Source organism: Hominimerdicola alba 8, from assembly GCF_000178155.2.
In the GTDB taxonomy this organism is placed as follows: domain Bacteria; phylum Bacillota; class Clostridia; order Oscillospirales; family Ruminococcaceae; genus Hominimerdicola; species Hominimerdicola alba_C.
The window spans coordinates 1-14,022 of the sequence record NZ_ADKM02000086.1 but is presented as its reverse complement, the minus strand read 5'-3'; the positions used below and the strand labels follow the sequence as shown (position 1 = coordinate 14,022).

Annotated in this window: 16 protein-coding genes; 14 read left to right on the top strand and 2 right to left on the bottom strand. The window is 47.9% G+C overall.

Going from position 1 to position 14,022, the window contains the following annotated elements; genetic code table 11:
- The first annotated feature begins 97 nt into the window (after positions 1-97).
- The 14 genes from CUS_RS09700 to CUS_RS09635 all read left to right on the top strand — a co-directional run bounded on the left by CUS_RS09700 (position 98) and on the right by CUS_RS09635 (position 12,901).
- On the top strand, positions 98-1,561 hold the full coding sequence (locus CUS_RS09700; RefSeq protein WP_002850097.1) for a leucine-rich repeat domain-containing protein: 1,464 nt from the start codon (positions 98-100) through the stop codon (positions 1,559-1,561).
- A 115-nt stretch (positions 1,562-1,676) separates the two neighbouring features.
- A complete protein-coding gene (locus CUS_RS09695; RefSeq protein WP_002850190.1) occupies positions 1,677-2,327 on the top strand; it encodes a lysophospholipid acyltransferase family protein in 651 nt (216 codons plus the stop codon).
- Complete coding sequence (locus tag CUS_RS09690; protein WP_002850268.1) at positions 2,311-3,945, top strand: AMP-binding protein; 1,635 nt, start codon at positions 2,311-2,313, stop codon at positions 3,943-3,945. Before CUS_RS09695 ends, CUS_RS09690 begins: the two co-directional genes overlap by 17 nt.
- Before the next feature lie 5 nt (positions 3,946-3,950).
- Complete coding sequence (locus tag CUS_RS09685) at positions 3,951-5,282, top strand: B12-binding domain-containing radical SAM protein (protein ID WP_002850154.1); 1,332 nt, start codon at positions 3,951-3,953, stop codon at positions 5,280-5,282.
- Between the two features lies 1 nt (position 5,283).
- A complete protein-coding gene (locus CUS_RS09680; RefSeq protein WP_002850158.1) occupies positions 5,284-5,955 on the top strand; it encodes a CDP-alcohol phosphatidyltransferase family protein in 672 nt (223 codons plus the stop codon).
- On the top strand, positions 5,952-6,578 hold the full coding sequence (locus CUS_RS09675) for a hypothetical protein (RefSeq protein WP_002850120.1): 627 nt from the start codon (positions 5,952-5,954) through the stop codon (positions 6,576-6,578). Before CUS_RS09680 ends, CUS_RS09675 begins: the two co-directional genes overlap by 4 nt.
- 172 nt (positions 6,579-6,750) lie before the next feature.
- Positions 6,751-8,118 (top strand): uracil-xanthine permease family protein, encoded by a 1,368-nt coding sequence (locus CUS_RS09670; protein ID WP_002850166.1) that lies wholly within the window; start codon positions 6,751-6,753, stop codon positions 8,116-8,118.
- The gene (locus CUS_RS09665) at positions 8,118-8,489 is read left to right on the top strand and encodes a hypothetical protein (RefSeq protein WP_002850238.1); all 372 of its coding nucleotides are present in this window, start codon (positions 8,118-8,120) and stop codon (positions 8,487-8,489) included. The genes CUS_RS09670 and CUS_RS09665 overlap by 1 nt, the downstream gene beginning before the upstream one ends.
- 20 nt (positions 8,490-8,509) lie before the next feature.
- On the top strand, positions 8,510-9,034 hold the full coding sequence (locus tag CUS_RS09660) for a DUF6756 family protein (RefSeq protein ID WP_002850095.1): 525 nt from the start codon (positions 8,510-8,512) through the stop codon (positions 9,032-9,034).
- Positions 9,035-9,373: 339 nt separating this feature from the next.
- Positions 9,374-10,003, top strand: a complete 630-nt coding sequence (gene upp, locus CUS_RS09655; RefSeq protein ID WP_002850150.1) for a uracil phosphoribosyltransferase — start codon at positions 9,374-9,376, stop codon at positions 10,001-10,003.
- 22 nt (positions 10,004-10,025) lie between these two features.
- Positions 10,026-10,577: a hypoxanthine phosphoribosyltransferase gene (gene hpt, locus CUS_RS09650; protein ID WP_002850260.1), complete on the top strand. Its 552-nt coding sequence runs from the start codon at positions 10,026-10,028 to the stop codon at positions 10,575-10,577.
- A gap of 57 nt (positions 10,578-10,634) precedes the next feature.
- Positions 10,635-11,936: an NCS2 family permease gene (locus CUS_RS09645; protein ID WP_050792220.1), complete on the top strand. Its 1,302-nt coding sequence runs from the start codon at positions 10,635-10,637 to the stop codon at positions 11,934-11,936.
- Positions 11,937-11,951: 15 nt separating this feature from the next.
- The gene (locus CUS_RS09640) at positions 11,952-12,347 is read left to right on the top strand and encodes a hypothetical protein (protein ID WP_002850110.1); all 396 of its coding nucleotides are present in this window, start codon (positions 11,952-11,954) and stop codon (positions 12,345-12,347) included.
- A 17-nt stretch (positions 12,348-12,364) separates the two neighbouring features.
- Positions 12,365-12,901, top strand: a complete 537-nt coding sequence (locus CUS_RS09635) for a phosphoribosyltransferase family protein (protein WP_002850162.1) — start codon at positions 12,365-12,367, stop codon at positions 12,899-12,901.
- Between the two features lie 199 nt (positions 12,902-13,100).
- Here CUS_RS09635 and CUS_RS09630 read toward each other — a convergent pair whose 3' ends face one another.
- The gene (locus CUS_RS09630) at positions 13,101-13,316 is read right to left on the bottom strand and encodes an NPXTG-anchored protein (RefSeq protein WP_002850176.1); all 216 of its coding nucleotides are present in this window, start codon (positions 13,314-13,316) and stop codon (positions 13,101-13,103) included.
- Between the two features lie 162 nt (positions 13,317-13,478).
- The coding region (locus CUS_RS09625) for a DUF4846 domain-containing protein (RefSeq protein WP_002850103.1) at positions 13,479-14,022 on the bottom strand (544 nt) is incomplete at its 5' end.

Below are 14,022 nucleotides of genomic sequence, written 5' to 3'. Positions count from 1 at the left end.
CGACCATATCGAAATATGTATGGAAAATCCATTGACAAAATGTTACAAAAATGATAAAATGAATATGTAAACTTTTTTTACTTAGGAGGACACAAAAATGAAGAACAAAAGATTAGTAGCAGGTCTGTTGGCACTGACATTCGTATTCGGCGGAGCGGTACTGCCCGAAAAGAACGCGGATAACATTGCTGTGGTGTCGGCAAGCGCGGCTGAAAATGGTGACAGCGATACTTATATCGGAGGAGCTATTTCTTGCGGAGATTATTTCATAGGCGTAAAGGAAGATGGTACTTGTGACATAGTATCATACATCGGTACGGATTCGATCCTCGAAATACCCGCCGAGATCGATGGTCATATAGTTACAGGTATAGCACGTTCAGCTTTTGAGGATACTATTACTTTTACAGAGGTCAAGATACCTGAGGGTGTGACATATATCGGTGAAGGCGCATTCTATGGTTTGTCAGATCTGAAAAAGGTTGAACTTCCTTCCACCGTTGAAATAATTGAGAGAGCGGCATTTAGTCGTTGTGATAGTCTTGAGAGCGTAAAACTGTCTGAAGGACTGTTGACCATAGAAGAATTTGCGTTTTCAGAGTGTACAAGTCTTCAAAACATCGAATTTCCTAAAAGCCTAAAAACTATCGGAACTCACGCTTTCTCTTTCAACGGTCTTGTTACAGTTAGTCTGCCGGATGGTCTGACAACGCTGGGGAGAGATGTATTTTTAGGTTGCGAAGATCTTATAGCGGCATATATACCCGGCAGTCTGGAAACTATTCCGATGTGTGCCTTTATGGGGTGCGCAAGTCTTAATGATCTTGTCATCTGTGATGGCGTGAAGAATATCGGAGAACAGGCATTTTCATACTGTGATGCGCTGGAACAGGTAATGCTGCCCGACAGTGTTACTGATGTATTGCTGGGTAATTTCAATAATTCTACTATCTACTGCAATTCGGGTTCTTATGCCGAGTCTTTTGCCATTGATAATGGTCTTGATCTTTATATTTACGATGCTGATATGAGCATAAAGCCCGAGATCACCTATGAAATGGGCGATGGCTGTGTCAAGCTGACATGGGACGCAGTCGAGGGTGCTGATAAATACGCAGTTGCGGGCTATGTTGATGGCAAGTGGAAGTCCCTTGCAACAGGTGACGGCACTTCCTACGTGCTAAAGGGTCTGAAATACAATACCAGCTACAGAGTGGCAGTATTCCCGAGAATAAACGGCGTTTGGAACAGAAATTCCACCAATAATATTTTTGTAAGAACTTATTATACCACACCGAAGATCAGAGGTCTGGGTTATAACAAAGAGCATAACCGTTTCAGTGTGGAATGGAGACCTGTCGATACCGCTGAGCAGTACGCTGTCTGCATGTACAAAGACGGTAAGTGGATCGCAAAGGCTTACGTTGACGGAAGTAAGAATGAGTTCACCTCGCCCAAGTGCGATGCAGGTGAATACACAATGGCTATCTGCACAAAAGTAGGTGGCAAGTGGTACAAAAACCAGCTTGATGACACCAAGTTCACAGTCACTATAAAGTAATATCCATCAAACAGCGGGCAGCCCCCGCTGTTTTTATTTTTACAAAATCTATTGACAATTCCCGTAAAGCATATTATAATAAATGTGAATAAATTGTTTATGGTGGTGAACAGATTTGGATAGCAGAGCAGTAATATACAGGGCGCTGAGGTGCGTTTTTGAACCGCTGATGTGGCTGCTGTTCCAGCCGCGTATCATTGGTCGGCAGAATATACCAAAAGACGGCGCGGCAGTGCTGGCGGGCAATCACACCCACGCTATCGACCCTATACTGATCGATATCAGTACCCGCCGCATCGTCAGGACACTGGCTAAGAAAGACCTACATGACGGCGCTTTCGGCTGGCTTTTCAGGAGCGCGGGCACTATCCCCGTTGATCTGCACGCAAAACATAATCCTGCGGCTTTGCAGGCGGCAAAACAAGCACTTTCATCGGGTGAACTGGTAAACGTTTCGCCCGAAGCAAAGCGCAATTACACCGATGAACTGCTGCTGCCTTTCAAGTTCGGCGCGGCAGTAATGGCAGAGGATACGGGTGCTGTCATAGTGCCATACGCCATCACAGGCAGATACAAGCCGTTCGGCGGGCTGACTATCATTTTCGGCAGACCCATGAAAGCCACAGGCGATGCCGATAAAACCAACAGACAGCTGTATGATAAGGTTGCCGCTCTGCTGAAAAAAGTCATGCCCGAAGAAGAATATAAGTACAAAAAAATAACCACATACGAAGAATGGAGAACACGAAATGAAAAGACATCTTGATTACCCGCAGCTTTCGCTGTACCGCTTTCTGCTGAAAACGGCGCGTCAGTACCCCGACTTTACCGCACTTGAATACTATGGGAGAAAGATAAACTACCGCCGTCTGATAGGCGAGATAAGCCGCACAGCACGCGCGCTGACCGCTATGGGCGTAAAAAAAGGCGACAGCATTTCCATATGTCTGCCGAATATACCGCAGGCGGTGTTTTTGTTCTATGCGGTCAATAAGGTGGGCGCTGTTGCCAATATGATACACCCGCTTTCAGCTGAAAATGAGATAGTCCGCTATATGCAGCTGACCGAGAGCCGCTATATCTTTGCACTGGACAGCACCGCCGATAAGCTGAGAAAGGTCTGCATGCGCGTAAGCCCCGAAAAAGCAGTTGCAGTGGGCGCAGACGACTATATGCTGCCCCATATCAAGGCGGGCTACCTCGCAAAGCTGAAAGGCAAAAAGCCCGATATCACAGGCTTTGACAGCTGGTCTGACTTCATAAAGGGTGCGAAAAAAGTTACAAACAACATAAGCATAACCACCCGCCCCGATGACACCGCCGCCATACTCTACAGCGGCGGAACAACAGGCGTTCCGAAGGGCATAATGCTGACGAACCTCAATTTCAACGCCCTTGCAATGCAAAGCATCGACGGCTGCGGCGGTCTTAGTGCAGGCGACCGAATGCTGTCCGTAATGCCAGTATTTCACGGCTTCGGACTGGGTGTCTGCATACATACCATACTGGTGCTGGGCGGCACAGCGGTCATTCTGCCGAAATTCTCAGCAACCGATTTCGATAAGCTGCTTTTCAAGTACCGCCCCAACATAATCGCGGGAGTGCCTGCGATCTACGAAGCGCTGCTGACTAAGGGCAGTCTTGTCCATAAAGACCTCAGCTTCATACATACCGTTATTTCGGGCGGGGACTCGCTGTCAGTTTCCACCAAAATAAAGCTGAACAAGCTGCTGTCAGGCTGCTGCAGCAAAGCGCGTGTACGTGAGGGCTATGGACTGACCGAATGCGTGACAGGAAGCTGTCTTTCACCTGCCGATGCCTATAAACCCGAAAGCGTTGGTCTGCCCTACGCAGATACTTTCTATAAGATAATCGACACTGACGGCAGGGAAGTCCCCGCAGGCGAAACAGGCGAGATAATACTTCGCGGACCATCAGTGATGAAAGGTTACTACAAAGCCCCCGAAGAAACTGCCAACGCTCTGCGCCCCGATGAAGACGGCAATATCTGGCTCCACACAGGCGATCTGGGCTATATGGACGAAGACGGTTATGTGTATTTCAGACAGCGCCTTAAAAGAATGATAGTTTCGGGCGGTTATAACATCTATCCGCAGAATATCGAAGAGGTCATAAACTCACACCGCGATGTTGTGATGTGTGCGGCAGTAGGCGTTCCCGATAAGATAATGGGTGAACTTGTACGCGCATACGTTGTTGCTAAAGAGGGTGTCAACCGTGAAGTCCTTCGTACAGAACTTATGGACATGCTCAAAAAGGAGATAGCAGTCTACGCACTGCCGAGAGAACTGCGTTTCCGCGACAGCCTGCCTAAAACACTGGTGGGCAAGATAGATTATCTGGCGCTTAAAGCTGAGGAGTGAGCGTGATGGAAAACAAGAAGATACTTTTGGTACATCCCGAAATATCCCGCACAAAGTACAATTTCGCCGGCATCATCGACAATGAACCGCTTGAACTGGAATATATCTGGACTATGCTGAAAGACGCGGGCTACGAACCGTTCATCTGGGACGGTCAGGTGGCAGATGAACCTTTTGCCGATAAACTGGCTGAGATAAAACCTTACGCGGTCTATATCTGCGGGCGCACCAGACAGGAAAATTTCATGAAAGAGTACTGCAAAGCGGCAAAAGCGATGGGCTGTGTCACCATGATAGGCGGTCTGCACGCCCATACCAGCTATAAGCGCTTCTATGAAAGCTATGTGGATTTCGTCTTCCGCAGTTTCGATATATTCGGCATACTTAATGTGCTTGAAGAGCGCGGTCTTGCATCGGTCAACGGTCTTAGCAGAAGGCAGGGGAGCGGCTGGATAGAGAACGATTCCGAGCCCTTTGACATCAAGCGTCTGCCCCGCCCCGACAGGACTAATTTTTACGCACACCCCCGCTACCGCTATCTCGAATTACAGCCATGCGCCCATGTGAGAACAGCTTACTGCTGTCCTTACAGGTGTAAATTCTGCTGTCGAAATAAAATGAACTGCGGCACTTATGTCACCCGCGATATCGAAGATGTGGTGGACGAGATAGCTTCCATCGACTGTGAGAACATCTATATAGTTGATGACGATTTCCTCTTCAATGAAAAGCGACTGCAAAGGTTCATAGAACTGGTGAGAGAGCGCGGCATACACAAGAGATATGTCTGCTACGGCAGAGCGGATTTCATATCCAAGCACCGCGAACTTATGGAAGAACTGAAAGATATCGGCTTCTACTATGTGCTTGTGGGACTTGAAGCCGCTGATGACAAGCACCTTTACCGCTACAATAAAAAGTCCGACCTGCACGCCAACAGCGCGGCTGTGGAGATACTCAATGATGTTGGCATAAATGCTATGGGCATGTTCATAGTTGACCTCGACTTCAAAGGCGAAGATTTCCGCGATATTTCCCGCTGGGTAAGGCGGCATAAGCTGAAACATGCCGCAATATCCATCTTCACCCCCGAAATGAGCAGTGAACTTTTTGAAGAGTACCGCAGCCGCCTTGTCACCCGCGACCCCTCCCACTGGGATTACCTGCATGTTGTGGCAAAGCCCGCCCATATGAGTGTCCGCAGATATTACATGCACTACCATATTTTGGTGGTAAAACTCTTCCTGCGGGCATGGCGGCAGGGTATATATGATTTTATCGACTACAAATATTTCATCGGTTCAATGGTGAAAAATCTCTTTAAATTCGGAGGATAGCATGGCAGAAGTTTACAAAAATCCCGTCAAGAAAATGATACCCAGCAAACTTGAAACAGGTTTTCAGCAATTTCTGTACAAGCATGTGGGTCCGCATATCCCCGATGGCGTGACACCAAATCAGGTCACAACGGTAAGTGCGCTGGGCGGCGTGTTCGCCATAGTCATGACGCTGCTGACTAATTTCAGCAGACTTTTCTGGATAGGCACTATCATCGGTCTGGCTGTGCATCTGGTGGCAGATGACCTTGACGGCTACGCGGCAAGAACAAGGGGGCTTTCCTCAAAGGCAGGGGCGTATTATGACCTTATGGTCGATATACTTTTCTCCACTTTTCTGATAATAGCTATGGGTCTGAGTCCTGCGGCGCACCTGCTTCCTGCGGCACTTGCGGCGCCCCTCTACGGCGTTATGAATGTCACTATGATGAACTACATCATCTATTTCAACGAATTTCAGTTTCCGCGTCTGGGTCCCATCGAAGCCCATCTCATGTATGCAGGCATCTCCATACTCTCCATGATATTCGGCGGAAAACAGCTTTTCGCTGTGGCAGGTCACGGCGTAACGCTGGTGGATATGTTCATGTACATTGCCATGATACCCATGTACTACGAGATGGTGCGCATGGCAGTCGCACTGTTCCGCCGACTGAAAGAGAGTCAGAAATGAAAGACATCTACATCGTGCTGATAAAAGCACACACAGGTCTTGGCGGCGCGGCACGCTGGCTGACGGGCTATCCGTACACCCACATCGCAGTCAGTCTTGACGGAAGTCTGCGTGACTTCATCAGCTTTTCGAGAAGATACCATAACTTCCCCTTTGAAGCAGGCTTCACCCACGAATACCGCGACTATTACGCATTTGGCGACCATGCCGATTTTGGCGCAAAAGTCTTCAAACTGAATGTTGGCGAACAGGCTTACCGAAAGATTCTGGCGTTTATAGATGAGCGCGAAAAGGGCGGCTATCTCTTCAACCTCTTCTCTATGGCGACCATGCCGCTGTTACACGGCTTCCGCATAGTGGGTGCCGAAAACTGCATGTCCTTTACCGCGCAGATAATAGAACTCAGCGGTGTTACAGAACTCAAAAAGCCTTACTGGAAATACTCCATCAAGGATATGGACGAACTGCTTTCAGCTTACTTGTTTTTTGAGGGCAAGATAAGCAAACGCCCCACCGATCAACACCCCGATTACATGGAAGGTTTCTCAATGGGGCGGTACTTTAAAGGTATGGCAAAGCTGGTCTTCCCGCTGATAAAAAGGCTTATTACGAGAAAAAAATGATATCAGCGCGCACTCCTCATCGGTGCGCGTTCTTTTCTGTAAAAAGACTGAAGGAATATTAAATTTATACGAAAAACGGTTTAAATCCTATATTATTATTGACAATCTGACTGCGTTGTGATAAAATAAAACTATAAATGTGATGATTTGATGAAAGGCGGTGTTTTGGGGTATGAAGCTGGTTTACGATGTTGAAGATAAGCCTGAATTTGGGCAGATAGTGGTATTTGCACTTCAGCAGATGCTTGCCATACTCGCGGCGACCATTGCTGTACCCGTGATAATCGGGAACGGTCTTACACCTGCGGCGGCAATGTTCGGTGCGGGTGTCGGCACTTTGGTCTATGTGGGATTTACTAAGCGTAAAAGCCCTGTTTTTCTGGGTTCGTCCTTTGCATTTATCGGCTCAATGAGTGCTGCATTCGCCGGTGCTGCAACTATGCAGCTGGGTATGCTGGGCATAATTCTCGGTGCGTTTTTTGCGGGACTTGTCTATGTGCTTATTGCAGCACTTATAGGCGCGGTCGGCGTAGATTGGCTGAATAAGCTGATGCCGCCTGTTGTCATCGGACCTACTGTGGCGATAATCGGACTTTCGCTGGCAGGCAACGCCATCGGTGACCTACAGAAAAGCGATGTCACCGATGTGAGCGGTTCTTCTTATACTGCCATGTTCTGCGGGCTGGTCACTCTAGCTGTGACAATGCTTGCTTCCACCTACGGAAGGAAAATGCTAAAGCTGCTGCCGTTTGTGTTGGGAATTCTGGCAGGCTACGGCACAGCTGTCATATTCACTGTGATAGGCACTGCCGCCGATATCGAAGCGCTCAGGATAGTGGATCTTTCAGTGTTTTCATCAGTCATGTTCCCCGATGGTCAGGTAACTTTGTCCAGCTTTGTAAAACTTCCCGACCTTGTGTTCTTAGAGGGCTTCAAAGGCTTCGGTGAACTTACAGGCGGCTATCTTGTGACGGTATTGGTGGCTTATGTGCCTGTGGCACTGGTGGTTTTTGCTGAACATGTAGCAGATCACAAGAACCTTTCCTCAGTCATCGGCAGAGATCTGCTGAAAGAACCGGGTCTTGCAAGAACTCTTCTCGGTGACGGTGTCGGTTCGATGGCGGGCGCTGTTTTCGGCGGCTGTCCGAACACCACCTACGGCGAAAGTGTGGGCTGTGTGGCAATAACAGGCAACGCATCTGTAGTGACTATAATCGCGGCGGCTGTAGGCTGTATCCTGTTCTCTTTCGTGACTCCTTTCGTGGCTTTTATCGACTCGATACCCGCCTGCGTTATGGGCGGTGTCTGCATCGCACTTTATGGTTTTATCGCAGTTTCGGGTCTTAAGATGCTTAAAGATGTTGACCTCGACCGTAACCGCAACCTCTTCACCGCTTCGGTGATATTCATAGCGGGCATCGGCGGACTGAGCGTTGATTTCGGCTCGGTAACGCTGACAGAAGTCGCAACGGCACTGGTACTCGGTATACTGACAAATCTTTTGCTGTCCAAAAAGTCTGATAGCAAGGAGAGCGAATAATGTGGCATTACAAGAATGTTACAAGGACGGAATTTGAAAAAGCAAAAGACAGTGTTGAGCAGATAATGATTGCTCTGGGCGCGGAAGTATATGATGCTGATCTGCCCGTCAGATCGGTCAAGTCTGTCATATCGGGCAAGTGTGAGGAATCTTTTTCTTCTGAAAGAAAGGTATTTGTATATAACGGTGAGTTTTTCAGAGTTGACGAAGTGCTTTTCAGCCAGAAGCCGTTCATAGTCATAGAATTCGGCGTTCTTGATGACTTTGTCAATAACACGACGGAAGATGCCGAGCCTTTCCCATATGACCTGACTTATGAAGAAATTGTAAAAGAAGTTCGGTATTCTATGGGTATCGAACCATATGCGTGAATAGCTGAAAGGTCATTATAATGTCAGAATATCGGAACGATACACAGTGGCGCGAAAAGCTGAAAAGCAAGCCCGCAAGATATTGGATACGCGATGAGATCGAAGAGATCATCAAAGAGGAAAACATCGACAGGCGGCGTTTTCATGAAGCATCGAAACAGCAGTTCGCTCACGTAATAGACAAGTTTTATTATACCTTTTTCGACTATGAGAACTGCCGCAAGCCCGACCGCACCGAACTCGGCTATCTCTGGCTGAGGATACGCGATGACATCTGTCTTGAACGGCAGATCATATGCGGCAAAGACTGGTGCAGTCATATCAGCAATATAAAGACTTTTACACCGCCTGAAAACCTTTCTGACCTGCACTGGCTGATATTAAGTCAGGGCTGGGTCTATGAGGGTAATATAGATGAGATCATTGCCGTACTCAGCGAAACTGACGGCTTTCTCGATGATTTCTATGTTGTATCAAAAAAATACGACCGCATGATAGTTTATTGCGAAGACGGCGACTGCATGTCGCTGATGATAAAGTCATAATCACACCCCCGCAAAGCGTTATATTACAAGGAAATGTTGTGCTGATGCTATCCTTCACATGCCTGCGGCGGAGGAAAGATGACCGCTGAATATTTCAAGTTTCGATATAACACCAAATCAAACGGAGTAAATAAAGCATCACGCCCCGCCGACATGTCGGTAATGGGTAACAGTGTGATGATAAAATAACGTGGTTATCCCGCTGACACACCACAAAAACGGCGGTTTTACAGAACTTAAGGTGGTTGGCGTATGGTGCTCAATTATCCTTTTGTTTACAGCATTTTCAGCTGGTGTGCTAAAGGGATAGTCATATAAAATAAAGTGAGGTTTTTGAAAATGAGCAAAGTAACAGTTATCGATCATCCCCTTATCAAGCACAAAATTTCGCTTTTGCGTGATGAAAAAACAGGCACAAGGGATTTCCGCGTGCTGGTGGAAGAGATCGCGATGCTGATGGGATATGAAGCCCTGCGCGACCTGCCCACCGAACTGGTCAAAGTAAAGACCCCCATAACTGAAGCGGCAGTGCCGATGCTTTCGGGTAAAAAGCTGGCTGTTGTTCCGATACTCAGGGCAGGTCTTGGCATGGTAAACGGCATACTGGCACTGGTGCCGTCGGCTAAAGTCGGTCATATCGGGCTTTACCGTGATGAAGTCACCCATGAACCTCATGAGTATTTCTGCAAACTGCCCGAAAATATCGATGAGCGCCTTGTTATCCTGCCCGACCCGATGCTGGCAACAGGCGGTTCTGCCATAACAGCGGTGGATTTCATCAAAAAACATGGCTGTAACAACATAAAGTTCATGTGCATCATCGCCGCCCCCGAAGGTCTGGCTGCACTTGAAAAGGCACACCCCGATATCGATATCTATGTCGGCAGTCTTGACGAAAAGCTGAACGATAACGCCTATATCGTACCTGGTCTGGGCGATGCGGACGACAGGATATTCGGTACTAAGTGACCCCCGAAAGGAGAGATGACTGATGCAGATAACAAATATGTCCGAGTTTCACAAGCACATCAAGCGCGTGATAATCTCGGAAGAAGAACTTAAAACTGCCATCGCCCGCACAGGCGAGATACTAAGCATGGAGTATAAGGACAAGCCCCTGCTGCTGGTGAGTATCCTGAAAGGCGCATTCATCTTTATGGCAGACCTCAGCCGCGCCATCACTATCCCGCACGAGATAGGCTTCATGGCAGCAAAAAGCTATTTTGAGAGCACCGAGAGCAGTGGTGAGGTCGAGATAACCCTCGACCTTGCACAGGATATCAGCAAATACCATGTGGTGATAGTCGAAGATATAATCGACACAGGCAGAACGCTCAAAAAGGTCATGGAATACCTCGCAGGCAAGAAGCCGCTTTCCCTCAAGGTCGTGACAATGCTGGATAAGCCCGACAGACGGCTGGTAGACTTGCAGTCTGACTACTCGCTGTTCACCATACCCGACTATTTCGTTATCGGCTACGGTCTTGATTACGGTGAGTATTACCGCAATCTGCCGTGTATAGCAGAATTTGAGGAGGAATAGCCTGTGGATAGATTTTTTAAGCTAAAAGAGCATGGTACAGATGTCCGCACCGAGATAATGGCGGGCGTGACCACGTTCATGACGATGGCATACATTCTGGCGGTCAACCCAAGCGTACTTTCGGCGGCAGGCATGGACAGCACAGCGGTGCTTCTTGCGACCTGCCTTGCATCTTTCATCGGTACTATGTGCATGGGTCTTATGGCGAACCTTCCTTTCGCTTTGTCAGCGGGCATGGGTCTGAACGCTTTTATGGCGTACACGGTCTGCGGCTCTATGGGATATCCCTGGCAGGCTGCACTGCTGGCAGTGTTCTTAGAGGGTGTCATCTTTATAATCCTGTCAGTCACAAAGGTGCGCGAAGCTATATTTGACAGCATACCCCTTTCGCTGAAGAAAGCCGTGTCAGTGGGTATCGGTCTGTTCATCGCGTTCATCGGTCTGCAAAATGCAAAGCTGGTCGTAGGCGGCGCAACACTGGTCGAACTGGTGGACTTCACCGAAGATTTCTCCACACGCGGTATATGCGCACTGCTGGCTGTAATTGGCACGCTGGGCATGTTCATTCTCTATATCAAGAAAGTTCCGGGTTCGATACTGCTGGGCATTCTGGGCACATGGGTGCTTGGCATGATATGTCAGGCGGCAGGCATATATAAGCCCGATAACGAGAACTGGTTCTCACTTTTCCCGTCTTTCAGAATGACCGATTTCTCGGCGCTCGGCAAGACTTTCGGTGAGTGCTTCAATGTTGACTTCGATTCGCTGGGCTTGTTCAACTTCATCGTGATAATGTTCTCATTCCTGTTCGTTGACCTCTTCGATACTCTCGGCACACTGATAGGCGTGGCTTCAAAAGCTGATATGCTCGATGAAGAGGGCAGACTTCCCGGTATACGCCCCGCACTTATGGCAGATGCTATCGCTACCACAGGCGGTGCGGTTCTTGGTACTTCCACCACCACCACATTTGTCGAGTCCGCCGCAGGTGTCGGCGCAGGCGGCAGAACAGGTCTTACCGCTGTAACGACAGCTTTACTGTTTCTGGCATCAATGCTGTTCGCACCGATATTCATTGCGATACCGTCCTTTGCGACAGCCCCCGCACTGATAGTTGTGGGCTTTTTGATGTTCAGTTCCATCACCGAGATAAAGTTCGATGCCGAAAATTACGCTTCGGCAATACCCGCATACCTCTGCATACTGGCTATGCCGCTGTTCTACAGCATTTCTGAGGGCATTTCCATCGGCGTTATCTCATATGTGGTCATAAATCTTTTCTGCGGCAAAGCGAAGAAGATAAACCCGATAATGTATGTTCTTGCAGTACTTTTTGTTCTGAAATACATTTTCCTCTGATAAAGGGAGGTACTTATGGAGAAAAAAGGATTTTTAGGCCTTATCGTGACCCTTATCATAGTTGGGCTTGCACTGATAGAGATAATGATGGTAAAATCCCTTTCGGATATGGGCTACAGCGCTTCTGACCTCTGGGGCGCTACAAAAGTATTCTACAATATCAGCCGGGGAGTTACCGTTGACACTTCTACCGATGGCGAAATGTCAGTATTCATCGGCAGAAAAAAGAATGATTACGACAAATATTTCGAGGATAAAGGCTATAAGAAGATCTATGAACTTGACGGTAAAGAATACTATGGCAAAAACAGTGACCAGTCTGACTTTGCCATAGAAGAAACCGACAGGACATGCACATGGTTCACCATTTACGAGATATCAGAGGAATATCCGATAGAAAGTTTTGATTAATGAAGGAGTTGTTTGAAATGGAAACTTATACATTGAAAGTCGCCGGGCTGACCCGTGAACTGCCTATCTGCGCGGCAGGCGAAAAGCTGGATATTGCGGCATTCATCATGTTTTCAGATGTTGAGATAACAGTTAAGGCGGCAGAGGAACTGCTGAAAAAAGCCCCTGATTTCGATGTCATCATCACCGCTGAGTCTAAGGGTATCCCCCTTGCTTACGAAGCCGCAAGGCAGTCGGGCAAGAATTACGTGGTAGCCCGCAAGTCGGTCAAGCTGTATATGACCGACCCGATATCGGTTCAGGTAAAATCCATAACCACTGCCAATGTGCAGACACTCTACCTTTCGCAGGAAGATGTTGCAAGAATTAAAGATAAGCGCGTGCTGATACTTGATGATGTCATCAGCACAGGCGAATCGCTGACGGCTATCGAACAGCTTGTAAAAGCGGCAGGCGGCAATATAGTCGGCAAGGGCGCAGTTCTCGCTGAGGGCGATGCGGCAGACAGGACAGATATCTTCTTCCTCGAAAAACTCCCGCTGTTCTTCAAATAAAAACCACAAAGTGCGCAGTCAGGATATGACAGCGCACTTTTTATATGTGTGATCCCGCTTGCACACTGAACAGGATATCATTGCGGCATTCGTATTGTTTTCCGCACCCGCCGCACACCCTGTACATATTTCTGAGGAGATCATATGAAAGAACGCCCACGCAAGCCTTGACCTGCGCGGGCGTTCTCGTTATATAAATTTACTTCCGTTTTTTGCAGACCAGTACTGCACAGCCCGCCAAAGCCACACTGACTGTACCTAGTGTCACAGCACCTGTGTTTGGATTTTCCTGTGCAGTGACCACTGCTTTTTCGCCGCCTTTTTCAGACTCAGCGGCACTTTCAGCAGATGCAGTCAATGCGCCGCCGACAAGCAGAGCGAAAGAGATTACAAACGCTGATATCCTCTTTTTCATGCCGCATCACTTCCTGACTATACATAATTCTATCTTACATCACTATTTTATCACATATTCATCACAAATTCAACCGTTAGACTGCACAAATCTTATATTGACAATTAGATATATCCTACAATTAAAACCCCCGAAAGCCCATAACAGCTTTCGGGGGTTTTATCAGAAGCCGTCTTTCCAGCGGCGAATGTCTTTTTGCTCAAAGCTGAAAGCGCCGATTTGGAATTTCTCTTCTCTCAGCCTGTCTTCGGTGAACCATGCGGTCGGTTCACTGCCGTCAAGGTCGGTGATTATATGGAAACATACAGCGGGTATAAAACTCTGCCCTATCAGGTAGACTTTCTCGCCCTTGTCATTGACAGCCATATCTGTTATCATTACAACATGGGTGTCGTTGCAGATAAAGTCGCCTATCCCCAGTTCATCGGGTGATATAACAGCTGACTCCTTTTGCAGTGACAGTGTGCCTGCATAATTAATTACCTCTTTGAGGTAATTTCGGTACTGCTGTTCGCTGTCATCGGGCAGTGCGGCAGGTATCTCGCAGGAAAAGTCCCCCAGAACCAGCATTCTTCTGCCCTTGCGCCAACGCGGATAATTGCATTCATCACCGTTTGAAAACTGAAATGTTATCTTGTCAAACTGTCCTTTTTGGTAGAAATAGTCGCTGTAAAGCCTTATAATGCTGTCAGCGCACTGCTGATAA

Excerpts from the sequence above, each read along its gene's own strand:
- CUS_RS09700 (WP_002850097.1), top strand. The coding sequence starts at position 98 with ATGAAGAACAAAAGATTAGTAGCAGGTCTGTTGGCACTGACATTCGTA.
- CUS_RS09690 (WP_002850268.1), top strand. The coding sequence starts at position 2,311 with ATGAAAAGACATCTTGATTACCCGCAGCTTTCGCTGTACCGCTTTCTG.
- CUS_RS09685 (WP_002850154.1), top strand. The coding sequence starts at position 3,951 with ATGGAAAACAAGAAGATACTTTTGGTACATCCCGAAATATCCCGCACA.
- CUS_RS09680 (WP_002850158.1), top strand. The coding sequence starts at position 5,284 with ATGGCAGAAGTTTACAAAAATCCCGTCAAGAAAATGATACCCAGCAAA.
- CUS_RS09675 (WP_002850120.1), top strand. The coding sequence starts at position 5,952 with ATGAAAGACATCTACATCGTGCTGATAAAAGCACACACAGGTCTTGGC.
- CUS_RS09670 (WP_002850166.1), top strand. The coding sequence starts at position 6,751 with ATGAAGCTGGTTTACGATGTTGAAGATAAGCCTGAATTTGGGCAGATA.
- CUS_RS09665 (WP_002850238.1), top strand. The coding sequence starts at position 8,118 with ATGTGGCATTACAAGAATGTTACAAGGACGGAATTTGAAAAAGCAAAA.
- CUS_RS09660 (WP_002850095.1), top strand. The coding sequence starts at position 8,510 with ATGTCAGAATATCGGAACGATACACAGTGGCGCGAAAAGCTGAAAAGC.
- upp (WP_002850150.1), top strand. The coding sequence starts at position 9,374 with ATGAGCAAAGTAACAGTTATCGATCATCCCCTTATCAAGCACAAAATT.
- hpt (WP_002850260.1), top strand. The coding sequence starts at position 10,026 with ATGCAGATAACAAATATGTCCGAGTTTCACAAGCACATCAAGCGCGTG.
- CUS_RS09645 (WP_050792220.1), top strand. The coding sequence starts at position 10,635 with ATGGCGGGCGTGACCACGTTCATGACGATGGCATACATTCTGGCGGTC.
- CUS_RS09640 (WP_002850110.1), top strand. The coding sequence starts at position 11,952 with ATGGAGAAAAAAGGATTTTTAGGCCTTATCGTGACCCTTATCATAGTT.
- CUS_RS09635 (WP_002850162.1), top strand. The coding sequence starts at position 12,365 with ATGGAAACTTATACATTGAAAGTCGCCGGGCTGACCCGTGAACTGCCT.
- CUS_RS09630 (WP_002850176.1), bottom strand. The coding sequence starts at position 13,316 with ATGAAAAAGAGGATATCAGCGTTTGTAATCTCTTTCGCTCTGCTTGTC.